A 24,138-nucleotide genomic window follows, 5' to 3' on the forward strand; every position below is an offset into this window, starting at 1 on the left:
ACCGGGCAACTCCTCGGCCGCGCCGGCCTGTACGAGGCGCTCGGCTGGCCCGGCTGCGAGATCGCCTGGACCATCCGCCGCGACCGATGGAACCAGGGCCTGGCGACCGAGGCGGGCCGCGCCGCGCTCGAGTTCGCGTTCGACGTCGTCAAACGAGACGACCTGATCTCCATCATGACCGCCGACAACACCGGCTCGATCAAGGTCGCCACCAAGCTCGGCCTCACCTACGACCGCACCGAAACGATCCAGGGCGGCGAGTACTCCATCTATACGATCAGCCGCGACGAGTGGAGGAACTGCAAGGACGACGGGTAGACGCCAGTGCGATGCCAGCCGGCGTGACGAGGGCCCGCCCCGCAGGATCCGCCACACCGGCCGGCGCGTACCGGTCGAAGCCCGCCTCTGGAAACGGAAGGTCTCCATACCGGTCGCTGTATCCCATCCGGGACTACATCTGCACCCATTCCCGTACGGGCGGCCCGCTTACCGGGGATGTCTTGGATTGATGGGCCAGNCTGGCGGCGGGGTTATGTGCCCCGGCAGGTGCGTTCCGCTGTCCCCACGAGCCTCGTTCACCTGCTCGGGACTCAGGTTCAGAGACCGATCGAGACGCGCCTCGGACAGGCGGGTCCGAGTCAGGATGGCGTCCTGGAGGTTGGCCTCAACGTTCGCCCTCCACAGATCCGCGTCGGTCAGATCGGCACCCGTCATGTCGCCCGTGAGGGTTGAATAACCGAGTTTGGCTCGGACGAGGTTGGCTCGGGTCAGCCTCGTGCTCTCGAGCCGGACACCGGCAAGCACGGCGTCGGTGAGCACCGCGTCATCCAGCAGAGCACCCTCGAGCAGTGGATAGCCGGGCACACGGCCGCTACCTCGAATACCCGCCAGGTTGACTCCGGACAGGCGTGCTCCAGAAAGATCCGCCCGGCTAAGATCAACTCCCGCGAGGTTTGCTGTGGCGGGGAACTGGAGACCGGCAAGGCTAGCGGGGCCGGTGAGGTCGGCGCCGGTCAGATCAGCGCGGGGAATGTCCTCATCGAGGGGGAGGCGAGCGAGAACTTGGACTGCGGCACGGATGTCGGCCGCAGGCCGCACCGGCGGAACGCTGTTGTCCCCGCTCGGTGGCGTTGCCCGGCGTAGATCGGGGTCGGTGCTGCGCGTCCGGACGAACGCGGAGAGGACTTCCATGACAGTGCGCTGGTCGGACGGGGAGTCGGTGGCGATGCGCTCGAGCGCGTAAATCCCACCGAGGCGGACCGTGTCGTTATCCGAGCCGAGCTGGTCCACCGCGCGGGTGAACAGCTCCCGGACGTGNGTGTTCTTGTTTGCCTCCCGCTCGCGGGCGTCTGCGGCCTCGTTCGCCCGCCGGGTTTCGGCGTTGGCCTGGCGGGTCTCGTCCAAGGCGATCAGCGCGCCGGCGACGGCGACCAGGGCGGCGGCCGCGGTCAGCAGCCCGCCCTGCAACGCCGCCCGTGCCTGGACCGCACCGTCACCGGTACCCGGATACATCCGCGCGGGCAGATGCCAGATCCCCACCACCGCCGCGATCGCCGTAATNCCTGCGAGCCCGGCAATCACGCATAGCCACCGCCGGCCGCTACGCCGCGCTGATCCCCCGTCATCCACCATGACTAGGTTTGTACACCGTTAAACGACATTCGAACCAAAATGGCCCAGTTGTGGGCATCCGGGCCGGCCCTTATTTCCAATACGCGATGTCGTTCGGCGTCACGATGTCGTGGCCCATCAGGTGGCCGACTACTCGCCGAGGAACGCGGACAGCGCGTAAGTCCCGTGCCGGTCGAGGTTGCCGCGGGCCCGGTCGTAGCCGCGGGTGGTGCGCGGGTCGGCGTGCCGCGCGAAGTCCTGGGCGTCGCGCAGGCTCGCGCCGGCGTCGAGCAGGAGCGTGATGGCGGTGGCGCGCATTGAGTGGGGCGACAGCCGGGTCTGCGGCAGGCCGGCCAGCTGACCGAGCTGGCGGACCTTGCGCCACACCGCCGGCCGGTCCAGGCGCCGCCCGGTCGACGTGGCGAACAGCGGGCCGTCGGCGCGGCCGTCGAGGTAGACGTCAAGGGCATGGNCGGTGGCCGGGGCGAGCACGATGACCGCGGCCTTCGCTCCCTTGCCGACCATGCGGATGATCCGGTGCCCGCGTTCGGTGTCCAGGTCGGCCACGTCCAAGCCGATCGCCTCGGACACCCGCAGGCCGTTCCGCAGCAGCAGCCCCATGAGCGCCTCGGTGCGCGGCCCGTCCGCGGCCGCCGCGGCGAGGAACGCCCGCGCTTCGTCGAGGGACATGCCGGGGGCCTGGTGGCGGTCGGTGGTCTTCGGCCGGCGGACCCGCGCGGCCGGCGAGGCGGCGATGACACCCTCGTCGGCGGCGTAGCTGTAGACCGAGGCGACCGAGGACAGCTTCCGGGCGATCGTGGTGGATGCCTGCCCGGCGGATTCCAGCTCGCGGGCCCACCGGTCGAGGTGCTGCCGGCGCGCGGCGAGCGGATGGACGTCCCAACCGGCGCAGGCCCTCGTCCACTCGGCAACCCCGCGGCCGTACGCCTCCCGCGTCTTCGCCGCGAACCCGGAGTCGAGCCAGAGCGCGACGAGCGTGGGCCACGGGTTCTCTCCGACGGCTGGCATGAGCGAGCTCGGCTCGATGATCTCGGCGAGGGCAACGTCGATGGACGGTGCGACGGGCTCGGTAAGCATGATCAGAAGCTACAACAGAATCACGGTTCTGTTGTAGCTGTGGGGGACCGTAGANCCCCGCAGTCTCCCGCCGTGACCCACGCAGCGTGCCCGGGTCACGAGCCAGCGGAATCCGTACCTTCGCCGCTGTCTCNGCCGGAGAGGCGGCGCCACTCCGCGGCCCTGCGCTCGTACAGATCACCCGCAGCCTTGAGTAGGCGTTCGGTCTCCTCTGCGGAATGACCATCGACCTCGATCGACTCGTCACCAGACAGTTGGAGACGGAAGGTCTTGGTCTTATGGCGGGCGCCGATGGCCTCGATCCCCGCACGAACCGTCTGCCATATACCCGGAGCCGCGAGCACGCCGAGAGCGACATCCACGGGCCCGAGCCCGAACTCTGCGATCCGAGCAGGTTCAGCACCGACGTCACGGAGGGCCTGATCCATCTCGCCTGAAAGCGTTCGTGGCACCCGGAAGTAGACCATCGCGAACTCGCTCCGCGGCTCCAAACGGATCACGAGGTCATCGCTACTCATACCGGGAAGCTACGCGGTGTGGATCGGCGGTGCCGCAGGCCGGTGACACGAAGCGATGTACTCCTCGATATCGGTGGCCGATACGAACACCCGCCGGCCGATCATCCAGGTCGGGATACGCCGCTCGGCGGTGAGCCGGCGTGCCATCCTCTCCGAGATCGCCGGCCACCGGATGGGGACCTCGGTCCGGGCGACCAGGTCCGCCGGCGACGGGACGGGGTGGGACGTGTTTGGCGTTCGCATGAGATGAGAGCCGCCTACTCGACGCGGTCCGGGTTGGCGCGGGCAAGAAGATCAGACAGGTCGCCGCGGCGATGCGCGGCGGTAATCTCCTTGCTGGCCTCGGCGGCCACCGCGTCGGCCAGGTCGGCCTCGGCCCACTGTTGGCCAGGGTCGGGAAGCCACGGGCTGGTCATGCGTCCTCCCGGAGGTCAGGGCGCTCCGCGAATTTCCCGGCGATGACCTGGCGGAGGTCCGCGGTGCGCGGTGTGTCTGGCAGGCTGGGGGCATGCCAGCCCTTCGGAAGGGCCGGCAGCGCCCGGCGGAGCACGAGCGTGAGCAGCTCGTCGAGGTCGACGGCGTCAACCCGGCGGGTCTCATGGCCGACCGTCCGGCCGTATCCCGGGGGTGGGCACCACAGGTGCAGGACAGCCGCGGAGGACTCGGCGAGATGGCCGGGGCGGATCCCGACGTCGCGCATCGCGGCGGTGGTCTCGGCGACGAAACCGTTTCGGGCCTCGACAACCTCGACGATCTGCCGGAGGCAGAGTGCGATCTGCTCGGCGCGGTCGAAGACCCGCTGGTGGTCGGCCGGCCGGTTGTCGATCGCGTCGGCGATCACCTGCAGGCGGGCCCTGCGAGCCTGCTCCCGTCGTGCCTGGTCGCCGCGTGTGTGCAGGACGCGGGCGCGGGCCCGCGCGAAGGCGCCGAGTGCTTCCTGTTCGGCCTGTTCGTCGATGGTGCCGACGGGGCGTGCCGCGGCGGCCTCGGCGATCTGCTCGGCTTCAGCGGCGGCCTGTTCGGCTTCCGCGATGGCCGCGGATAGGGCGGTGGCGTCGAGGTGGCGGAGGTCATCCGCCGGGGTCGGCGGTGTCGTGGGCTGGGGGGACATCGGGCTCCACGTTCGTTGTGATGAGCCAGACGCGGCCGACGCGGCGGGCCGGTAGCACGCCGGTCCGGCAGAGCCGGGTGACGGTCTGGCGGGGCAGACCGGCGCGGCGTGCGAATTCCGGCGCGCCGATCTCTTCCACCATCGACTGCCGGCCGAACGTGTGTTCCCCCGGGAATGTCGGTCGGAGGCGGCCAGTCGCAGCGTCGTCCAGCGCTCGCATGAGGTCGACGAGACCGGGCGGCACCCGGCCCCCGCCATCCGTCCGCATCCGCGCGCCCAGGCCGGCCAGCAGAAGATCACGGACCGCGCCCGCAAGCTGCGTAGGCACAGGGACCGCGGACATGGNCCGCTCGAGCGCCTCGGACAGCGCGGTGACGTCGAGGCTCACGCTCCCTCCGCCTCTTGGACAGCCAAGAGCCGGTCGCGGAGGGAACGTAGGTCGCCCGGGCCAGCGATCAGGAAGGTCTCGACGTGCGGGCCGAAGCGGTCGAGGTCGGGCAGCCGGCTTGGCCTCGGCAAGGAGGTCCGCACCCACACGGCGAGGATCCGGCCTCCACGTACCGCGAGGACCTGCGGCTCCCCGACCCGTGTCCGAGCGGGATGCCGGGCCGATGCCGCCTGTGGGAATGGGGTCCACCCGTGGCGGCGGAGAACGTCGGCCACCCGGCGGCCGGCAACGTCGGNCGGGTCGGTGAAAATCACACCAACTCCCTCTCTTGTGATCAAGGTCGTTCCCAGTAGCGCTGGGTTTGGTAGTAAATGCAGACAAGCTGGTCGACCGTCAACCCGACGGCGAGCGCCTCANCAAGGACGTGGGCGCTCGGCGCCGTGCGCAGGTCACCCTGGGCCTGGAAGTGCCGATCGATCTGCCGCATGATCGCTTCCTCGCGGAGGGTCCGTTGCCACGCGAGGTCGTTCCGCCGAGCGGCCGCGGCCGAGGCGGTCCAGCTCGCTCGCGGAAACGTGAGACCTGCCCGGCGGGCGACTCGCGAGACCATCGCCGGGGACCGGCCGACCTCCCGGGCGACCTCGCGGCAACCGAGCCCGTCCGCGACCATGGCGAGGATCACGGCCCTCTCATGCTCTGTGAGCGGCGGCGGCTTCGGCGACTTCGAGGGCATGTGATCACCTGCCTCGCGCGCGCGTCACGCGCGGGGAGCTGTGAACGACCGGTCCGGCTGGGCTGGCCGGTCATGGTTGTCGGTAGGGGGTCGGGCCGCCTTTCGGACTCGGCGTTGGATACGGGCGTCGCGTTCGTCGAGGGCATCGAGGTGGGCCGTGATTTCGGCGTGGGTTCGGGGTCGGAGGGTGCCGGTGCGGATCCGCCGGGCGCGTTCTGCCTTCTGGAACTCGCGGAGGCGCNCCTTGATATCGGCGAGCCGCTCCTCGGCGGCCTGCTGCTGGGGGTCGCTGGGCGAGTCGGGCTCGGTGGTCACGAGGGGTCCTCTCGGCCCAGCGGGGACGGACCCCAGGCGGCCATCACGCCACCGGCCGTGAGGACGGGCAGCCGGTGGCATGGCGGGCGAGGAGCTCGCCGAGCACGGCGGGGTCCGGCATGACGGGGTCCGGCACGACGGGCAGGTCCAGGCGGCCGGGGAGCGCATGCCCCGCCACGGCGCCCGGGCGGTGGCCTCGGTGTCGCCGTCGGGCCGGGGCCTGCCGGTCCAGGGCCGGGCGGTCCGGGGGGCGCTCATGCGGCGGCCCGGGCCGGGTCGAGGGTGGGCACGGGGGTGGGGCCGAGTGCGCCGTGGTGCTGGCCGGAGCATCCGCACCGGCAGGTGCGGGGCGGGGAGACGGCCAGCATGCAGCCGGCGGCGCACGCCCCGGTGTCGATCAGGGTGCGGGCGGTCGGCGGGTCGGCCGCCGTCGGGGTCGCGGTGGTCATGGGCGGGGTCCTTTCGAGTCGGTTGATCTTGCGTGCGTGACGGCGGACGAGTCCGGCGTCACGGGCGGTGCGCTTCTTCAGCTCGGCGGCGCGGCGGGCATCGGCGCGGCGGGCGGCCTCGGCGATCCGGGCGGCAATTTGGGCCTCGCTCTCGCCGGCGAGAGCAGCCCGGTCAGCGTTGGCGATCATGCGGCATCGCTACTTTCCGTGGCCGTGAGCGCGGCCGTGTCCTGGGATGCAGTCATGCCCGCGCCCCCAGTCGTGCCCAGTCGTGTCAGTTGTGGCGGGGGGCCCGAGTGGGCACCACTGGGCATGACTGGAGCCGAGGCGAGTGACCACGTCGATACTTTCGGGAACCCGCTCTGTTCGATGACTACTTTCAGTGACTCCCGCGCCTTGCGAAGAATCTTGTTGGAGATGCCCTCTTCCTTCGCTGCTTCCTTGATCTCCTTTGATGGCGCGGTGCCTCCGGCCTCCGTCAGGTACTCGGTCAGCCACGTCTCCGCGTCACGGGCGGAGTAGCCCGGCCTCGAGCCGCTGAGCGCCTCATGCACCGACTGCTCGGACAGGCCGCTGAAATGGAACCTGCCGACGTGGGCGTCGCCCTTCGCGGTTTCGACCACGACATCGCTGATCTCGTAGGAGAGCGACGGAAGGTCGTGGTGGTCCCGCCCGAGGCTGTTCTTCACCTGGCTGAAGACCCTGCTTCCGTCTTCCTGGTCCCGGGCGAACCCGAAGATGCTCCGAGCGACGTTCTTGAACGCGCCGGACCCGGTGATAAGTGACGAGGCGTCGCTACCGGACGCCTTGCTGAAGTGGGCGATGCCGAGCACCACCGCACCGGTGCGGTCCGCCAGCCTCGCCAGCGGGTCGAGGGCGGTCCGGGTGTCGCGCTCCTTGTGCGTGTCGATGTTGGAGCCGATGACCGACATCAGCGGATCGACGACCAGCAACGCGACGTCATGGCGGACCATCTCGGCCTCGAGCAGGTCGAGGTCTGCCGGCAGGGACAGNGTCAGCTCGGTATCCTCATCAACCACCACGTCGAACCGGCCAACCCTCGACCGGTCAACCCCGGCCGCGATCATCCGGGGCATCAAGGTGTGCTTCCAGCTGTCTTCGACGGCCACGTAGAAGACGCGGCGCGGGGTGCCGAAGTACGCNCCGGGCAGCGTGCCCCGGGTGATGTGGGCGGCCAGCCAAATCCCGAACGAGCTCTTGCCCGTGNCCTCGCGGCCGGCGGCGATCGCCAGCGCCCCGACCGGCAAACGGCCGAACGGCACCGGCACCCGCAACGACGCGAGCTTGTCCTCGGGGAGGTCCCGGCCGTCGTCCTCCCACGCCCACCAGGGTGGTTCGGGTTCGATCTTCGTCCCCCAGGTGACCCGTGCGCGGCGCCCCGCCTTGCCGCGGTCCGGTCCGAAGTCCCGGTCGAGGGCGGTCCGCAGGTCGGCCTTGACGTCCGNCATGTCGACAGCCGGATTCGCCACACGCTCGAGTTGCCGGTTCAGTCCTTCGGCCCATCGCCGGCGTTCACTGGCCGCCGCGACGATGCGGGCGTGGTATCCCGCGCTGCCCGCTGTCGTGTAGGCGCCTGCCAGGTCATCGAGGTAGGTCATGCTCCCGACGGCGTCGAGCACCGTCTGATGCTGGCCGTGACGTCCCCGGACCGTGGGGGTGGCTCTCAGCCGGGCCGCGACCGACGTCCGGTCGATGGGCTCGCCGGCAGTGAACAGGGCCCAGATCGCCCGGTGAATCTCCTGGTGCGCAGGCCGCGCGTAGTCCTCGGCGGCAACGATGTTGCAGACCACCTCGACGCTGCCGGGGCGCATCATCATTACGCCGAGGATGTCCCGTTCAGCCCGGATGACAGCCGGGTCGATCGGACCTGCGTCGGTCACGCGCCCACCCGCCCCATCCGGGCAATCGCTGCGTCACGCCGGGCGCGCTCGTGGGCGGCCTCGGATTCGCGGGTTCGCAGCGGGCGGCCCAGCCGGAGGGCCCGGTCCTGACTGCGGGGGAGATGCTGGGCACCCTGCTCCACCGCGGGGAGACCGCGAAGGGGGAGCCGATCTCCGCGCGGATGGTTCACCTCGCGTTCGCGGATGCCGTCGAGGCGGTGAACGCGGCGGCCGCCGAGCGGAAACGGGACCGCAAGGCTAGGNGGACGACGTCGTCGGAGCTTCCGACCGTCCCGGCCGACACGACCTTCCATGATCTCCGTCATCACTATGCGTCGACGCTGATCGATGGCGGGGAGTCCGTGACCGTGGTGGCGGCCCGACTCGGAAACGACCCGGCGGAGACGTTGCGGACGTACTCCCACCTGTTCCCGGACTCGGCGGACCGGACGCGCCGGATCGTGGACGCGNCATGGACGTCTACGGACTTGCAAGATCATGCGGACGGATTGNGGACCGCGGGAGAGCGGCCAGGTCGCTGACCTGGCACAACGCTCGTTGAGCGGTCAACGGCCAGTTCACCGTCGTCATCGACCAGTTCCGCGCGGACAGGCGAGAAGCCCAGCCCTAGCAGGGATTTCCTGCGTTCACGGGGTTACGTGGGATCGCGTGGTTTTACAACATCATGCGGACTGCGTTTCATTCAGCGTTATCCAGGTGTCATCGGCAATCTCAAGGTACGGCTGGGGACCATCACGCTGATCGCTGGCGACCGGGCCAAGGCGACCGTCATCATCACCCACACCGACCCGGAGCTCGGCGCGCGCTGGGGGTACGAGATCAGGCGGCAGGCGGAAGCCGTCCGCGTCGACGGCCGCTGGTTGGTGAGTGCCAGCACGTACTCGTTCCTCGTCGGAGCCTCCTGATCCGCATGGGGGACGAAACACTGGGCCCCCGCGACACCGGCACAGCGTTCGCAGGCNCGTAACGACCCGCGACAGGAAGACTCCTGACTTTCGTCGGCCTGCCTGGGTACACCGTGGTCAGCCCGGCTGCCGGACGGCGGCTGGGGTCAGGGGTACAGCGTTGGAGGTAACGGACATGCCGTTCGTCGACGTGAAAGTGATCGAGGGCGTATTCACCCCACAGCAGAAGCAGGAGATGATCACCAAGTTGACCGAGGTCATGGTCGGCATCGAGGGCGAGGCGATGCGATCGGTGACCCATGTCGTCGTCGAGGAGGTCCGCAGCGGGGACTGGGGCATCGGAGGACGGTGCATGACCGCCGAGGACGTNNAGAAACTCCAGGTCAGCGGGAGCACCTGAGAAGCCGCCGACTACTCGCCGAGGAATTCCGAACATCTTGGTCGGAATCGACGCCTGATGGGCAGGTGCGACTCGTCGTTGACCGTGACACCCCCCTATCGTTGACCGTGACACCCCCCTATCTGCGCCGGTCGATCCATTGCTGGATATGGATGGTGGCGGTGGCGTGGTCGATGCCGGGGTGGTGNCCGAGGACGGCGTGGGCGGCGGCGAGTTTGCCGACGAGTTTGTCGATGAAGGTGTTGCGGCTGTCGGGGGTGAGGTTTCCGTCGGCGATGAGCTTGGTGTAGCGGACGGTGTCGACGATGGCGGATTTCACCCGCTCGTGGGCGAGGTAGGTGTCGAGGTCGGGTTGCCATCCCTCGGCGGCGGCGCCGCCCACGACCGTGCTCCACCCGGTGACGACGGCGATGGATTCGTCGGGCTGGTAGCTCATCTTGTGAAGGTGGACGGCGAGGTCGTAGACGGGGTCACCCCAGAGGGCGAGTTCCCAGTCGAGGAAGTGGGCGCGCCCGTCGGAGACGATGATGTTCTTGCGGTGAATGTCGGTATGTAGCAGCCGGAAGGGCCGGGGGTGCAGGGTCGCCCATCGTTGTTCGATGGGGGCGAGGGCGTCGGCGGGTATTCCGAACCGGGTGTACAGGTCACCGAACTCGGGCAGGAAACGGGAGTGCACGCCGGCGGTGACGGCGGACAGTCGGCGGGCGAAGTCGGCGGTCCGGCGGTCTTCGGGCCAGTCGGTGGCAAGGCTCGGGAGGTGCTCCCGCGGGACGAGGCCAAGCTGGCCGAACAGTTCGACGACGTCGTCGAGGAGGTGCCCGGGCACACGGGTGCCGCGGGGGGCGGCGTTGTCGAGGAGCTGGCCGCGGAGGAACTCGACGATCTGGTAGCGGGGCTGGGTGCGGGCGTAGAGCAGGCGGGGGGCGTGGGTGACGGTCCCGCGGATGGCCCGCAGCACGTCGGCCTCCGGCCAGATCATCAGATCCATGATGTNGCTGCCGGGGATCGGGATGCGGACGATCACGTCGCCGGTGGGGGTGCCCATCCGGATGTTGTGGTTGTAGAAGCCGGACGCGGCGTCGGGGCGGCCGATCGCCTGCCGGTACAGCTCGTCGGGCTGCCAGGCGTACCCGTCGAGGAGGTCGGTGACGAAGTCGCGGATGCGGGCGTCGAGATCGGCGTGGGTGCCGAACGGCTGGATACCCGCCCGTGCCCGCCGGGCGGCGGCGGTCACCCGGTCGTCGTCGACGCCGAGGACTGCCAGGGCGTGCGCCGCGCTGACGATGATGGTCGGGTAGACGTCGGCCGCTTCCAGCTCGTGGACAGCCCAGCGCAGGGCGGTGACCGCCTCGTCGAGCCGGCCGCGGCGGGCATGGACGGCCGCCCGGTAGAACTCGGCGCGGGCCCGTCCGGACCGGTAGCCGACTCCGTCCAGGGCGTCGCAGGCGGCTCGAAGAGAGTTCTCGGCCTCGTCGAGCTGACCGCAGCGCAGCTGCCCGACGGCGAGGGCGGTATACGCCTTGCCGAGTTCGTGGTGGGCGCCGATCTCCCGTTGGATCTCGATGGCCTGCCCGGCCTCGATGATCGCCTCGGCAGGTCGGGTGAAGGCGAGGAGCTCGGCCCGGTTGGTCTGGATGTTGGCCGCGCCCAGGACGCTGCCGGCTTCGGCGTAGCGGGCGGCGGCCTCGTCGAGGAAGCGGGCGGCGGCGTCGAAGTCGAAGGCGAACCGGTGGGCGAGGTGTCTCAGCCGGGCCACGTCACCGCAGAACTCGGCGTCCTCGGCCGGGCAGGACTCGTCGAGCTCGGCGGCGAGGGTCTCGCAGTCGCGGAACCTGCCCTGCGCCATGTGGAGGTCGGCCGCCCACAGGCCCGCGGTCCGCCGCGGCGATCCGGTGGCCCGGTCCCAGACATGGGTGAAGATGGTGAGCGCCGCGCTGGTCTCACCGGCGATGCGTCGACCGTTCCCGGCGGCGACGGCGAGCCGCGCTCCGACGACGGTGTCGACGGCGAGCGTGGTGATGGGCCCGGGGGTGAGGGCGATGACAGTGGCGGCGTCGCCGAGGCGGACCGCGGCCTCCGCGTCGAGGCATCGCAACGCCTCGGGAAGGTCCCTGCCGGCGGGCTGATGGGGCAGTTGGGTGCGCAGGTCGTCGGTGATGCCGCGGGCGGCACCGTGCCCGCCGCCGCGCACGGCCCGGTCCGCATAGTCGAGGATCGCGGTGCCGCCGGCGTGGTGACCCTGCAGCNCGTGGTAAGCGGCCTCGCGCAGGGCTCGGGCGGACAGGCTGCCGCTGTCGCGGCCCGTCGCCAGATCGGCGCGGTTCTCCCACAACCCCCGCAACAGCGCGTGAATGTCCGCGGTGGTGGTGGCGGACAGGCGCTCGCGCAGCGCGGACGCCATGAGCTGGTGGAAACGCAGCGCGGTGTTCGCCGGATAGACGAAGGAATACGCCGTCAGGGATTCCCAGGCGATCCGGTGCGCGGGGAGGTTGAAGGTGCTGGCCAGGAGCTGGAAGATTCCGTAGTCGAAGATCCGCGCCGGGCTCAGAACCTCCAGGGACCGGATTTCCTCCGGTGCGACGTGTTGCAGGAAACGTGCCAGGATCTCCTGCTGGGAGACCAGGTCGCCGCTGACCCGCCCGCCGGTCTGCTGGTGCGTGTCGACGGCCAGATTCAGGTAGAAGGGGAGCCCGGCGCTGGCGTCGGCGATCGTCCGGCGCTGGAACGGATCCGCGATCCCGCCGGCGTCGAGGAGTTCCAGCCGGGCTTCCATCGGCAGCCCACCGATGTCGCTCACCCGGATCAGGCCGTCCCAGTCGGGATCGGTGAGCTCCCAGCGNAGGGGCTCTCGGCTGGCGATGACGACCAGGCCGCGGTCGAGCTGCGCCACGAGGTCGCGCAGCCACGCGTCCGCGAGCTGGGTCCGCCCCGAGCGCACCGGGCTGGGTACCAGCGCCTCGTGGCTGTCGATGACGATGACGTACGGCCTGTCCTGGCTGGCGGCCCGCAGGTCCTCGGCGAACAGGTAGGTGACGGCGTCGGCGAGTTCGCTGATCGGCAGGTCGTCGAGTGTCGCGAGTGTCGGGTCGCGGCGCAGACGCATCCGGCGGCNCACGTCGGACGTGCCGCGTTCCAGCAGCCTGACCAGTCCGCGGGCGGTGCCGAACACCGGCAGCCCGGCCACCGCGTCGACGATGTCGGTCAGGATCGAACTGTCGTCGACGAAGGCCAGGTCCGACCGGTTCAGCCGGAGATGCGGGTGGAGCCGCTGCCAGAGCACGGCATAGGCGATGTCGAACCGGTCGAAAGGAACGCCCTGGGATCCCAGCTCGTTACGGAGCACCGCCAGCGCCTCCTCCTGCTGGCGCATCGAGTGAATCTGAAGGTCGAGGGAGGCGGTGCGGCCCTGGCTCGCGGCCCGGTCGGTCAACTCACGCAGCAGGCGCGACTTGCCGATGCCGCCGACACCGATCGCATTGAACACGCGCGGTCCCGCGCCGATGCGCGCCATTTCCTCGGTGAAAGCCGCCAGTACCGGTTCGCGGTCGACGAAAGGACGCTGCAGGGCCGCCACCCGACGAAAACGTGGCGCTGGCGCCATGTAAACCTCCGACCATCACAGACCGCAATGCCACCGAGGACGATGCAATCATAGTCGTGGCCGGCATGCCGGTTGATTCCCGCGCTCGACCGGTCCCGATCGCTGCGGGCTCCCCGTCGTCCGCGCAGCGATGGNCCGTCGGCCGGCGTCAGTGAAGGCGCGGATCGGCCTACCCGGGCGATCCGCCGGGGGTGGGTCGGACCTTTGCCGGTCGGCCGCGCATTCACGCCAGCGCTCGGCGGCCGTATGTCCAGGAGTGTGAGCAACACGCAGCGCAACGAATATATCACGCAGATAACGGCGTAGTGGCTCCGCGTGATTACTCTTCGTGTCCATCGGGTGTCGATGACGGCACCTATGGTTCTGAGGAGCGGACATGCTTCGTCGAGGACGGCTGGGGACGGGGGCGGTGGCGCTGGCCGCCGCCGGCATCGTGGCCCTGCCGGCAGCGGCCACAGCGGCCCCCGCACGGGGGACGCCCTCCAGGCAGCACCTAGCCGTCGCGGGATCCGGCACCGAATGGTCCTGGGGTTACAACGGCCTCGGGCAGCTGGGCAACGGCACGATCACCAACAGCGCGGTGCCGGTCCGGGTCAGNGGCCTGACCGGCCTGACCGACGTGGTCGGCGTCGCCGCGGGCAGGTACGCCGCGTACGCGGTGCGCCGGGACGGCACCGCCTGGTCCTGGGGTTACAACGCCTACGGGCAGTTGGGNAATGGCAGGATCACGAACAGCACGGTGCCCGTCCGGGTCAGCGGCCTGACCCGGGTCGTCGCCCTCGCCGGCGGCGCCGTCAACGGGTATGCGCTGCGCCAGGACGGCACCGTCTGGGCCTGGGGCTACAACAACTACGGGCAGCTGGGCAACGGCACGATCACCAACAGCCGGGTACCCGTCCGGGTCCTCGGCCTGTCCCGGGTCGTCGCCATCGCCGGCGGGGGCACGACCGCGTACGCGGTGCGCCAGGACGGCACCGTCTGGGCCTGGGGNGACAACGACGAGGGGCAGCTCGGCAACGGCACCACCGCCAACAGCCCGTTCCCCGTTCGGGTCACCGGCCTCAGCGCAGTGATCGCGATCGCCGGCGGCCAGGAGACCGGGTACGCGCTGCGCCGGGACGGCACCGTCTGGGCCTGGGGCGCGAACGACGAAGGGCAGCTGGGCAACGGTACCACCGTGTCCAGCACGGTACCGGTCGTGATCCGCAACCTCACCGGGGTGACCGCCATCGCCGCCAGCAGCGAGGGTAACAGCGGGTACGCGCTGCGCGGGGACGGCACCGCCTGGGCCTGGGGCCTCAACAACACCGGGCAGCTTGGCAACGGCACCGACGACACCTCCCTGGTACCCGTCCAGGTCAGCGGCAGCACCGGCCTCGTCGGGGTCACCGCGATCTCCGCGGGCAGCTTCAGCGGGTACGCGCTGCGCCGGGACGGCACCGTGTGGGCCTGGGGTAGCAACTTCTTCGGGCAGCTCGGCAACGGCACCACCACTCCCGCCTTCAGCCTGCGTCCCGTCCAGGTCAGCGGCATCGCCCGGGCCGACNCCATCGCCGGTGGTGGCTTCAGCGGGTACACGCTCGTCAACACCTCGATCAGATGACCGGGGCCGACCGCCAGATCACGGACCCGACCGCCCTGGCCCCCTTCGTGGGAACGGACCGCGGACTGCAGCCACCGCCACCCACGACGACGCCACAGAACCTGATCGACGACGGGCGGGGAACCTGACCCCGCCCGATCCCCGCGGCCCCGGCTCGGCATCCTCGCCGGCCGGGGCCGCGGCACGTCCCCATCCGCGGCGTCACCAGCGTCTGGCGTCACCGCGGCGAGCCGGGCCGGCACGGCGGGCACGCCTGCGGGAACGTGTCCTCACCCGTCGGGCGTTGCGGTGGGTGCGTGCCGCAGGGCCGCCCGAGCCGTGACCGCTCGCCGCTCCCCACCCCTGGCCCCGCCGAGACCAAGACCCACTGGGAGGACTCACGATGATCCCCGCCCACGGCTACACCGCCTTGTTCAGGCCCAACTTCGAAGGCGGCGACAAGAACATCGTGGGCGGGCTGCCCGCCAGCACGCGTGACGGGGAGAAGCTCGTCTGCCAGGTGCCGGTCGTCGCCTGGGGCAACAACGGCGAGGCCCTGGTTGCGGACATGGCAGACGGCTGCCTACGCAGTGTTCGGGGTGCCGAAGGGTTCATCCGCCTCACCCGGGCTGCGAGCGAGACCCGGGCCACGAGCGAGGCGGTCGGCCTCGGAGACGAACCCCGGTTGCTCGCCTGATCGCCGACTGCGGTGAGTGGTGATTTGACGAGATCCACGCCGGAGCCAGAGTCGGAGTTGAGTCGCCTTTCACAGTCGCAGGTGCCTGGAAGTTCGGCCGAATGCCTCCTCCGCGCCACCTGGCGGCGCCATAATTCCGGATAGACGGTTCTGGCCCGCCTGCTTTCGACGGCGCATGGGCTGGTCTCCGGTGTACTTCGGCTCGCCCTACCGCAACGTCGTCTTCGCCATGTAGGCACGTCAGTCGGCGGACTCCGCCCCCTCCCTGCACCGAGGCCATCATGTGTCAGCTCTGTCCCGCCGGCGTGCCCAGACCCGATTTTGGGATCCGCATTCCCGAGCGGCTGCATCCCGCGGCCGACCGCATCGGCGAAAACCTTCTGTCCTGGGCCGCCGAGTTCGGCCTGGCCACCGATGCCGCCGCGCGCGCCCGGTTGGACGCCGCCGGATTCCATCTCGCGGCCGCCCGGAGCCTGCCCGACGCCCGGCAGGACGACGTCGAGCTCTTCGCCCAGTGGGTGGTGTGGCTGTTCCACCTCGATGACGAGCAGGACGAAGGGCCCATGGGCCGCGACGCCGCGATCGTGCGTGAGACCTATGCGTCGATCACCTCGATCGTCGAGGGTCAACCCGCGCCCGCCACCGCGCCTCCCTCGGTGACCGCCCTGGCCGACCTGTGGCCCCGCACCGCCCGGGGAATGTCCGCACCGTGGCGCCGCCGCATCCTCCAGCACATCCACGACCACCGCGACGCCTTCCTCACCCAGATCGCCCACCGGCAGGGCGGCACGGTGGCGACCCCGGAGGAATACCCGGCGTTGCGCCGGAACGACAACGCCATGTTCATGTACGACCTGGTGGAAGTCGTCTACCGGACGGAAATCCCCCCGGACCTCGCCGCCACGGAGAGCTGGACCGAGCTGTGCGCGGCGTCGAGTGACATCATTGCCTGGACCAACGACGTGGTGTCCCTGCCGCGGGAAGCCGCCCTCGGCGAGACCACCAATTACGTCATCGTGCTCCAGCGCGCCACGGGGTGNGACGAACTCACCGCGCTCGAACAGGTACAGGCGCAGATAACCCGACGGCTGCGCGCTCTCGACGACGCCGAACGCGCCTTCCACACCGAGCGCGCCCTTGCCGCCTCACGTGCCCTTCCCGCCGACACGCGGAGCCCGGCGGCCAGGGCACACCTCGACCAGCGTGACCCGGATCGGCTGGCCCCGGTCGTCCGCGCCGTCCGCGACATGCCGGGCGCCCACCTGGCCTGGATGTTCACCTCGGGCCGCCACCGGTAGGGGCCCGCGCAACCGTCATCCAGGAATGATCGTGATGCGGTGGCGACCCGGCTGCGCGATGTACACGGTCCCGTCCGGCCCGACGGCCACCTGGCGCGGATCGGCCACCACCACCGGTCCGGACCTGCTGGCGAGCACGCGCAGGGTGCTGTCGCCCTNCAGGGCGAGTACCTGGTTGTTCGCAGAATCGACGACGTAGACGATGCCGTCGGGGCCGACGGCCAGGCTGGTCGGCGCGCCGATATCCGTGGCGCGCGCCGGCCCGCCGGCCGTCGCCGGGCGACCCCCGTAGGCGGTGCCGGCGATGGTCTCGATCCGTCCGGCGGCGTCGACCCGCCGCACGCGGCGGTGCTCCTGGTCCGCGACGAGCAGTCGGCCCTGGGCGTCGACGGCGACCGCCTGCGGGCCCCTCAGCGAGGCGTGGATCGCCAGACCTCCGTCCCCGGAGTGCCCAGGGGTGCCGGAGCCGGCGACGACCCGGGCCGTGCCGTCCGGGTCGAGCCGCCAGACCCGGTGGTTGCCGGTATCGGCGAGATGGATGACACCGTCCCCGTCCACCGTCACCGACCTCGGGCGACGCAGACCGGACACGACGGTCACGGTCTCGATCCGGCCCTCGGGTGAGACCCGGCAGAGCCGATCGTTGAGGCTGTCGGTGATGAGCAGGGACCCGTCCGGCCCCACGGCGATGCCGGCGGGACTGTCCAGTTCGGCGTCGGACGCGGGGCCGCCGTCGCCGGTGCGGCCAGCCTTCCCGGTGCCGGCGACGACGCTCAGGCCCCCGCCTCGGCCGTGGGGAGGCACGCCGGTAGGGGCCAGGTCGAGGAGGAACTCCGGGTCGACCCTGCTGATGCGGTGCAGGAGCGGCTGGGAGACGATCAGCGCCCTGTCCGGGGCCACGGCCACGCCGAACGGGCTGTCGATCCGGTAGTCGACCGGCCGCCCGGCCGATCGGGCGGCCGGCTTCCGCGTCGACCTGCGTCGGCTCGGCCACCATCCGCGCGTGCCGCCGGCCGGGGGGGTTCCGCGTCCGGGCGGCGAGTCCGCCACCGGGGCGGGGGGAGCCGGGGCGGGGGGAGCCGGATCGGTGGGGGACGGTGCGCGGACAGTGGCTGGTGCCTGCGCCGCTGCGGGGACGTCGTCTGCCGGCGTACCCGACTCCGGGGGGCTGTCTGTCGCCGTGTACCCGACCGTCTCGACGGCGTCCGGGACGGCGGGCCGGCGCGGCGCGGTGGGCCGGCCCTGCGGTACCGACGGCGGGGCGGTGGCTGTCCGGCCACCACGACCTGCCGACGCGCGGATCTCGTCGGGAAGATGGAGAGGGATGGTGCAGCCCTGTAACCAGCCTGGTCCGAACACGCGGGTCGTGGCGGTGACGAGGTCGTTCGCGAAGTCCGCGGCCGTGGGAGGCCGGCGGGCCGGATCGGCGTCGAGGGCTCGCATCACGACCGAGGCGATCGCGGGCGGGGTGGGGGCGCCCAACGGCGGCGGCGGTTCGTGCAGGTGCCGTTGGGTGAGGTAGGTGGCGATGCCCCGGCCGGAGTACGGGGTGCGGCCCGAGAGCAGCTCGTAGAGAACGATGCCGAGGGAGTACAGGTCGGTCGCCGGCCGCAGGGCCGTGCCGGTGAACTGTTCCGGAGCCATGTAGGCGGGGGTGCCGATCACGGTGTTCGTGGGGTTGCCGCTGAAGGCCACGATCTTGGCGATGCCGAAGTCGGAGACCTTCGGGGTTCCGTCGCCGGCGAACAGGACGTTCTCCGGCTTGATGTCGCGGTGGATCACCTGTTGGCGGTGCGCCAGGTCGAGCGCGGCGGCGACGGCGAGCCCGATGCCGACCACGGTCACGACCGTCGGTCGGTGCCGTACCCACCGGCGCAGCGTCCCCCCGCCACAGTACTCCATGATGATCATAGAAAGATCGTCGCGTTCGACGAAGTCATGCACCCGCACGATGTGGGGGTGGGCAAGGCGTTCCAGCAGGCGCGCCTCGGCGGCGAAGGTGTCGCGGGCCGCAGCCGCGCCGTCCGCTCCCGGGAGCAGGATCTTGATGGCCACCGGTCGGTCCAGGCGCAGGTGCTGGCCGGCGAAGACGAGCCCGAACCCGCCGCCGGCGATGAGCCGGGTGACCGTGTAGCCGGGGAGGNCCGCCTCCAGATTCGCGCGGTCGAGGTTCACGCGGCCGGCCCGACACGCCGGCACCGCCGTCCGTGTGCCCGCCGCCCGCCCGCCCTCCGCCGGCCGGTGCCTAGACCGTGCGTCCCCCGTTCGCGCCGGTCCGAAGGGGACGGCGCGAACGGCGCGAACAGGGGAATTTTCGCGAAAGGCTGGATTGTCGCAAAGGCCAGGTCAGTCACACGGCGGATCGTAGGCCTGGTCTGGCAGGAAGCGTGCCCACTCCGCCCTGGTGATGCCGACTCCCGCCTGGGTGCAGACGCGTTGCGCGACCCGCTTCACGTCCAGGTCCCACAGCGTCGCGGGCTGGGAGAACACCGTGCCGATCAGGGTCGACCCGTCCCGGGAGAAGTCGATCGTTCCGATCCCGGTGTCGGTTCCGCCGGAGNGNCTCAATCGTTCGACCAGCTTCGGATGCGCCAGGCGCTGGACGTCCCAGACCCGCACCGAGTTGTCCAGGCTGCCGGTCACCAACGTGCGGCCGTCGGGGCTGAACGTGACGGTGTTCACCTGACTGACGTGGCCGGACAGCGAGGTGATCAGCGCCGGTCGGGACGGGTCGGCGACGTTCCACAGGGTGGCGTGGGGGCCGCCACCGCCGACCGCGAGAGTTCGGCCGTCCGGGGAGAACNCAGCGCGCAGCGCCTCGCNGGGGAAGTCCGGCAACGTCGCTTGGGGGACGATCCGGCGCGGGTCGCGGACGTCCCACAGTCGCACACTGCGATCGGCGACGGACACCATGATCCGGCCGTCCTGGCTGAACTTGATGTCACGGACGTTGTCGCGGTGGGCGGTGACGGCGGCGAGCCTGGNCGGATGCCGCGGGTCGCGCACGTCCCAGGTCTGCAGCTCGGTGGAGAAGCTCGACGCTGGTGGCGCGCCCAAGCCGCCGAGGACGAGGGTTCGGCCGTCCGGGCTGAAGCGGAGCGTGAACACCCCGCCGACCGGTCCGGCAAAGGTGCTGATCATGGATGGTCGCCGCGGGTCGGTGATGTCGTAGAGGCAGACCCGCTTGGCCGTCCCGACGGCCAGCAACTGACCGTCGGGACGGAACGCCGCGCCGTTCGTGACGTCNCCGTCGTCGGCCAGATCGTCGGTGATGGCCGACAGTGACGCGGGATGGTACGGGTCGGCGATGTTCCAGAGTTCCNCCGCCCGGTAGGACACCGTGACGACGTCACCGGTGCGCGGGTTGACCTCGGACGACTGCTGCTCGCCGTGGCGGCCGATGAGCGCGGGCCCAGGGATCTCCCAGACGCGCAGGGCGCCGTCGGCGGATCCGCTGGCGAGATGGCGCCCGTCGGGGCTGAAGGCGACGGTCCAGGTCACCGCGCCCTCGTCGAGGAAGGTGAGGGGCCTCTCCCCGTCCGAGGTATCGGTGAATGCGGTGCTGGACGTGGTGGCGGCCGGGTCGTACAGCGGGACGCCGTCGAACAGGTTGCCGCCGGCGGCGACCAGACCGCCCCTCGGGGCAACGGCGAGCGTGGTCATCGGGTCGTTGCCGACGCCCAGGGTCGCGGTGTGGGTCAGGTGCAGCAGGTTCGGCCCGCTGAACACCCGGATGCGGCCCGCGGCACCGGCGGTGTAGACGCTGTGGCCGTCGGGACCGAACGCCACGGCCCGGATCGCGCCGACCCTGGGCGACGTGGGGTCGCCGGCGGGGGCGTTGAGCAGGCCGACCGGGCCGATGCGCAACCCGGGGCCCACCCACCACAGCACCGCGGAGGCGGCATCGTCGCCGGCGGCGAGAAAGGTGCCGTCCGGGCTGAAGGCGAGGGCGTCGATCGGCCCCCGGTGCAGGGGTTCCCGATTGTTGATCAGTAGCGCACCCTGCAGGGTCGGTCGGGCCGGGTCGGAGACGTCGTAGATCCGCGCCGAGTTGCCGTAACCGCCGACGGCGAGCCGGTCCGCGGCGGGGCTGAACGCCAACCCGTACACATCCCCGGTGGCCTCCGGCAGGGTCGCCAGAAGGCGGGGACGGCTCGGTGTCGAGACGTCCCAGATCTTGGCGGTCCGGTCGCCNCTGCCGGTGGCGAGCAGGGTCGAGTCGCGGCTGAAAGCCACCGACTTCACCGCCCGCGTGTGGCCGCCGTCGCGCGGGCCCGGCAGGACGGCGAGCGGCGTCGACCTGCGCGGATCGGCCGCGTCCCAGATGGCCGTGGCCCAGTCGTCACTGCCCGTCGCGATCAGTTTCCCGTTCGGGCTGTAGGTCACCGCCCCCACGGCGTTGCGGTGGAACAGGTAGCGGGTCGGCACTCCGGAACCGCCGTTGAACGACGACAGCACGCTGCCCCGTGCCTCCGGCGTGTCGGCCTTCCGGTAGGCGACCAGGCTGAGCTGCGCCGCGATCGCCGGATTCGGCCCTCGGACAAGGTCGGCCTGGTTCGCGATCCGCTGGGACAACGCGCGGTCGCGGGCGGCCGCCGCCGTGCGGCCCTGCCGGTAGGCGAGCCCTGCCAGCGACGCCGCCACCAGCGCGAGGACGGTCGTGACGGCGACGAGTCGCCGCAGCCGACGGGTCCGCCGGACCGCCGCCTGCTGCGCGGCGAGATCGACGCGCAGGCTCTCGTCGTAGAAGGCCCGGGCGACCGGGGAGAGGGGCGCCTGGTCCGGTTGCGACTCCACCCATTCCCGGGCCGCCGCCAACCGGGTCCCACCGAACAGGTACGACGGATCGCGCGCGCCACGATCCCACGTCTCGGCAGCGTCGCCGAGCTGCTGCAACGCGATCGCGGCGGCCCGGTCGACGNCCATCCACTCCCGCAGCCGCGGCCACGATCGCAGCAGGGCCTCGTGCGCGATCTGCAGNCTGTCGCCGTCGCCTTCGGTGTCGGCTTCGACGAGCCTGGCCGCGACCAGCGCGTCGAGCACGGCCTCGGCCTCGCGCGCGGGCACCGCGGCGAGCAGGTCCGCCCGTCGCACCCGCCGCCTGCTGTCCTGCTCACCCTCGCCCAGGCGGACCATCCGCATGAGCAGCGGACGGGCAGCCTGCTGCGCGCCGGCCGCCAACCCCGTGTAGGCGCCCTCGGCCGTCTGCGCGATCGCGCCGGTCAGGCCACCGATCCGCAGATAGGCCCCCACCGTCAGCGGCGACGAGTTCCCGCCGAGCGACGATTCCCGAGCGAACCAGGTCGAGCGCAGGGCGTGGGCGAGCAACGGCAGCGAGCCGGGATCGGCCACGACTCCCGCCCCGCTCACGGCGCCCTGGGCGGAGGTCGCCGTCGCCGCTCCCAGGTCGCGCAGCAGCAGCTCGACCAGACCGGGTTCCACGTCGACGCCCACCGTCCGCGCCGGTTTGACGACGATGTCGCGGATCTCCCCGGCCGTCATCGGGCCGACCACCACCTGGCCCGTCTGGAGCGCCTCGACCAGCTCTGGGTAGGCCGCGCAGCGGGCATAGAAATCGGCCCGCAGACCGAGGACGACCACGGCCGCCGGACCCCGGTCGTCGCGGGCTGCCGCCGCCGCGCACAGAGCCCGGACGAAGGTCTCCCGTTCGGAAGGATCGTCGCAGCTGGTGAAGATCTCCTCGAACTGGTCGACGGCGATCACCACCCCTCCGCCGGGGTGGGACGCGAGGATCTCGGTGAGCCGCTGGGGGAGCTCGGCGTCCGTACCCGACACCGCCGCCGCGATCCCGACCCCCGCGATCTGATCGAGCAGGCTTCGCACGGGATGCTCACCCGGTGTCATCAGCACCTGCGGCCACGTGTCCGACCCTGGGACCGCCCCGCGGGCCAACACCGGCAGCAGACCCGCGCGCAACAGCGACGACTTTCCCGATCCGGATGCTCCCACCAGGACCAGCGGACCGCCCGCGGTCAGCCGCGTCCGCACCTGGACGACCAGGTCGATGACCATTCGCTCCCGGCCGAAAAACCACCGCTCGCTGGCGGCGTCGAACCCGGCGAGGCCCGGATAGGGGCAGCCGGTACCCCCGGCCGGATCGTCGATGCCACCGGGGGCGGGAGGCTCGCGCGAGGAGTCCGGACCGGCTCGGCCCGGCGGCGGGACGGGCGGTACAACCCGGGGGGGCGGCGGTGAGGCCGCGGGACCGTCGAGGACGCGGGTGGGTACCGGCTCCGGATCGACGGGCGCCGACCCGCGCGTCTCGCCGGGCTGCGCGGGAACCGCGGGGATCGCGGGAACCGCGGGGACGACGCCCCGCGCCTGCCCGGACTCCTCGCCGCTCGACCGGTCAGGGCCAGAGGGTGTGGCTGATGACACAAATCACCGACTTAGGTGCAGAACGGACGGAATGGGTGACCACGCGCCATCATGGCGTGACGCTGTGAACCACACGGCGCCCGGTCGTCCAGGCGACACCACCGGCAGACCGCGGGCNCAACCGATCGCCCTCGGTGGCCGTGATCCAGAAGGGCGGTCGGGATGCCATCGCTCGATGCCGGGTGNCCGAAGCCGGGCGGGTCCGGCGCCGGCGGCGAGGAATCGTCGAACGACGTGTCGCCGGGGCCGCATCGCCGCCGAACGTGTCCAACCGGCCCGAACGTGCCGCCCAGAAGCCGTTTTCGGGCTACTACCCGGGGGCCTGCCTGCTGGTGTCGTTGCTGATCCACGTATCGATGGAGGAGACCTCACCAGTCGGGGCTTGAAGATCGGGGCTGACAATGCGTGTGTTGCTGGTCGAGGACGACCACGGCGTCGGCGGCGCGATCAAGGACGTCCTGGACGCGCGCGGCCACCCGGTCGAGTGGGTGACCCGGGGAGCGGACGCCCTGCTCCGTCATCGCAACGCTGACCTGCTGCTCCTTGACCTCGGGCTGCCGGACATCAGCGGGCTGGAGGTGCTGCGTCGCCTGCGCCGGCTGGCCGCGACCCCGGTCCTCGTCCTGACCGCGATGGGCACCCACGAGCGCGACATCGTGCGCGGCCTGCGTCTCGGCGCCGACGATTACCTGATCAAGCCGGTGCGGATGGACGAGCTGCTCGCCCGCATGGAGGCCATCCTGCGCCGCACCGAGCGCGGCGGTGCCACCCCGGTCGGGCGAGTGCAGGTCAACGACATCGCCATCGACCTCGACACCCATCTGGTGACGGTCGCCGGCGAGGAGGTCGTGCTGACGCGGATCGAGTTCGAGATCCTCGCCGTGCTCGCCCGCAAGGCGGGCGCGGCCGTCAGCCGCGAGCAGTTGCTCGACGAGGTGTGGGGCGACGCCTACGTGGCAGTGTCGCGGACGTTCGACGTGCACCTGTCGAAGCTGCGCAAGAAGCTTGGCCGGCCCAGCCCGCTGCACAACATCCGCGGCTTCGGCTACCGGCTGGGCGACTGAGATGCGCCGGCGGCTGCTGATCGTCCTCATCGTGGCCGGTCTCGGTG

The 24,138-nt window shown here is 71.1% G+C and carries 12 protein-coding genes and 13 pseudogenes; 10 read left to right on the forward strand and 15 right to left on the reverse strand.

The window, feature by feature from the left end:
- On the forward strand, positions 1–318 hold a 318-nt coding region (locus UK94_RS29090; RefSeq protein ID WP_157734491.1), incomplete at its 5' end, for a GNAT family N-acetyltransferase.
- A 200-nt stretch (positions 319–518) separates the two neighbouring features.
- Here the strand turns inward: UK94_RS29090 and UK94_RS29095 are convergent.
- The 7 genes and pseudogenes from UK94_RS29095 to UK94_RS69375 form a co-directional block, all read right to left on the reverse strand.
- Positions 519–1,191, reverse strand: a pseudogene (locus UK94_RS29095) (pentapeptide repeat-containing protein); the annotation flags it as partial.
- A gap of 127 nt (positions 1,192–1,318) precedes the next feature.
- Positions 1,319–1,560, reverse strand: a pseudogene (locus tag UK94_RS69370) (pentapeptide repeat-containing protein); the annotation flags it as partial.
- 1,924 nt (positions 1,561–3,484) lie between these two features.
- Entirely contained in the window at positions 3,485–3,643 is a 159-nt protein-coding gene (locus tag UK94_RS34175) for a hypothetical protein (RefSeq protein WP_157734492.1), read from the reverse strand.
- Complete coding sequence (locus UK94_RS29115) at positions 3,640–4,338, reverse strand: hypothetical protein (protein WP_055752348.1); 699 nt, start codon at positions 4,336–4,338, stop codon at positions 3,640–3,642. Before UK94_RS29115 ends, UK94_RS34175 begins: the two co-directional genes overlap by 4 nt.
- A 1,479-nt stretch (positions 4,339–5,817) precedes the next feature.
- Positions 5,818–5,952: a hypothetical protein gene (locus tag UK94_RS75365; protein ID WP_268761705.1), complete on the reverse strand. Its 135-nt coding sequence runs from the start codon at positions 5,950–5,952 to the stop codon at positions 5,818–5,820.
- Between the two features lie 76 nt (positions 5,953–6,028).
- Complete coding sequence (locus UK94_RS29140; protein WP_055752353.1) at positions 6,029–6,412, reverse strand: hypothetical protein; 384 nt, start codon at positions 6,410–6,412, stop codon at positions 6,029–6,031.
- Positions 6,409–7,236: AAA family ATPase (locus tag UK94_RS69375; RefSeq protein WP_235490496.1), on the reverse strand; the 828-nt coding region annotated here is incomplete at its 5' end. The genes UK94_RS29140 and UK94_RS69375, both read right to left, overlap by 4 nt.
- Before the next feature lie 938 nt (positions 7,237–8,174).
- On the opposite strand from UK94_RS69375, the gene UK94_RS69380 reads away from it, so the two are divergent.
- The 3 genes from UK94_RS69380 to UK94_RS29160 form a co-directional block, all read left to right on the forward strand.
- On the forward strand, positions 8,175–8,387 hold a 213-nt coding region (locus tag UK94_RS69380), incomplete at its 3' end, for a hypothetical protein (RefSeq protein ID WP_235490499.1).
- Between the two features lie 396 nt (positions 8,388–8,783).
- Positions 8,784–9,050 carry a hypothetical protein gene (locus tag UK94_RS29155; RefSeq protein ID WP_055752355.1) on the forward strand — a complete coding sequence of 89 codons (267 nt, stop codon included), beginning with the start codon at positions 8,784–8,786 and terminating at the stop codon, positions 9,048–9,050.
- A 175-nt stretch (positions 9,051–9,225) separates the two neighbouring features.
- On the forward strand, positions 9,226–9,419 hold a 194-nt coding region (locus UK94_RS29160; RefSeq protein ID WP_235490502.1), incomplete at its 3' end, for a 4-oxalocrotonate tautomerase family protein.
- A gap of 219 nt (positions 9,420–9,638) precedes the next feature.
- Here UK94_RS29160 and UK94_RS69385 read toward each other — a convergent pair.
- Positions 9,639–10,443: pseudogene (locus UK94_RS69385) on the reverse strand (aminoglycoside phosphotransferase family protein); the annotation flags it as partial.
- Position 10,444: 1 nt separating this feature from the next.
- Positions 10,445–11,296 (reverse strand): annotated as a pseudogene (locus tag UK94_RS75370) (aminoglycoside phosphotransferase family protein); the annotation flags it as partial.
- 2,131 nt (positions 11,297–13,427) lie between these two features.
- Here UK94_RS75370 and UK94_RS69395 point away from each other — a divergent pair.
- The 5 genes and pseudogenes from UK94_RS69395 to UK94_RS29175 form a co-directional block, all read left to right on the forward strand.
- Positions 13,428–13,648: pseudogene (locus tag UK94_RS69395) on the forward strand (RCC1 domain-containing protein); the annotation flags it as partial.
- 1 nt (position 13,649) lies between these two features.
- Positions 13,650–13,765, forward strand: a pseudogene (locus UK94_RS69400) (RCC1 domain-containing protein); the annotation flags it as partial.
- 1 nt (position 13,766) lies between these two features.
- Positions 13,767–14,041: pseudogene (locus tag UK94_RS69405) on the forward strand (RCC1 repeat- and reductase domain-containing protein); the annotation flags it as partial.
- A 1-nt stretch (position 14,042) separates the two neighbouring features.
- Positions 14,043–14,597: pseudogene (locus UK94_RS69410) on the forward strand (RCC1 repeat- and reductase domain-containing protein); the annotation flags it as partial.
- 439 nt (positions 14,598–15,036) lie between these two features.
- A complete protein-coding gene (locus tag UK94_RS29175) occupies positions 15,037–15,330 on the forward strand; it encodes a hypothetical protein (protein WP_055752358.1) in 294 nt (97 codons plus the stop codon).
- A 1,457-nt stretch (positions 15,331–16,787) separates the two neighbouring features.
- Here the strand turns inward: UK94_RS29175 and UK94_RS29185 are convergent.
- The 6 genes and pseudogenes from UK94_RS29185 to UK94_RS76625 all read right to left on the reverse strand — a co-directional run.
- A pseudogene (locus UK94_RS29185) lies at positions 16,788–18,771 on the reverse strand (protein kinase); the annotation flags it as partial.
- 203 nt (positions 18,772–18,974) lie between these two features.
- Positions 18,975–19,190: hypothetical protein (locus tag UK94_RS69415; RefSeq protein WP_235490505.1), on the reverse strand; the 216-nt coding region annotated here is incomplete at its 5' end.
- Position 19,191: 1 nt separating this feature from the next.
- Positions 19,192–19,376, reverse strand: a pseudogene (locus tag UK94_RS69420) (hypothetical protein); the annotation flags it as partial.
- A gap of 75 nt (positions 19,377–19,451) precedes the next feature.
- Positions 19,452–19,612: pseudogene (locus UK94_RS69425) on the reverse strand (WD40 repeat domain-containing protein); the annotation flags it as partial.
- A gap of 339 nt (positions 19,613–19,951) precedes the next feature.
- Positions 19,952–20,822 (reverse strand): annotated as a pseudogene (locus UK94_RS75375) (hypothetical protein); the annotation flags it as partial.
- Between the two features lies 1 nt (position 20,823).
- Positions 20,824–21,425 (reverse strand): annotated as a pseudogene (locus UK94_RS76625) (hypothetical protein); the annotation flags it as partial.
- A gap of 2,003 nt (positions 21,426–23,428) precedes the next feature.
- On the opposite strand from UK94_RS76625, the gene UK94_RS29195 reads away from it, so the two are divergent.
- Entirely contained in the window at positions 23,429–24,091 is a 663-nt protein-coding gene (locus UK94_RS29195; protein WP_011602538.1) for a response regulator transcription factor, read from the forward strand.
- Positions 24,092–24,138 lie beyond the last annotated feature (47 nt).

Origin of the sequence: Frankia sp. AvcI1 (genome assembly GCF_001420875.1) — a bacterium.
GTDB classification, from domain to species: domain Bacteria; phylum Actinomycetota; class Actinomycetes; order Frankiales; family Frankiaceae; genus Frankia; species Frankia alni.

Excerpts from the sequence above, each read along its gene's own strand:
- UK94_RS34175 (WP_157734492.1), bottom strand. The coding sequence starts at position 3,643 with ATGACCAGCCCGTGGCTTCCCGACCCTGGCCAACAGTGGGCCGAGGCC.
- UK94_RS29115 (WP_055752348.1), bottom strand. The coding sequence starts at position 4,338 with ATGTCCCCCCAGCCCACGACACCGCCGACCCCGGCGGATGACCTCCGC.
- UK94_RS29140 (WP_055752353.1), bottom strand. The coding sequence starts at position 6,412 with ATGATCGCCAACGCTGACCGGGCTGCTCTCGCCGGCGAGAGCGAGGCC.
- UK94_RS29175 (WP_055752358.1), top strand. The coding sequence starts at position 15,037 with ATGATCCCCGCCCACGGCTACACCGCCTTGTTCAGGCCCAACTTCGAA.
- UK94_RS29195 (WP_011602538.1), top strand. The coding sequence starts at position 23,429 with ATGCGTGTGTTGCTGGTCGAGGACGACCACGGCGTCGGCGGCGCGATC.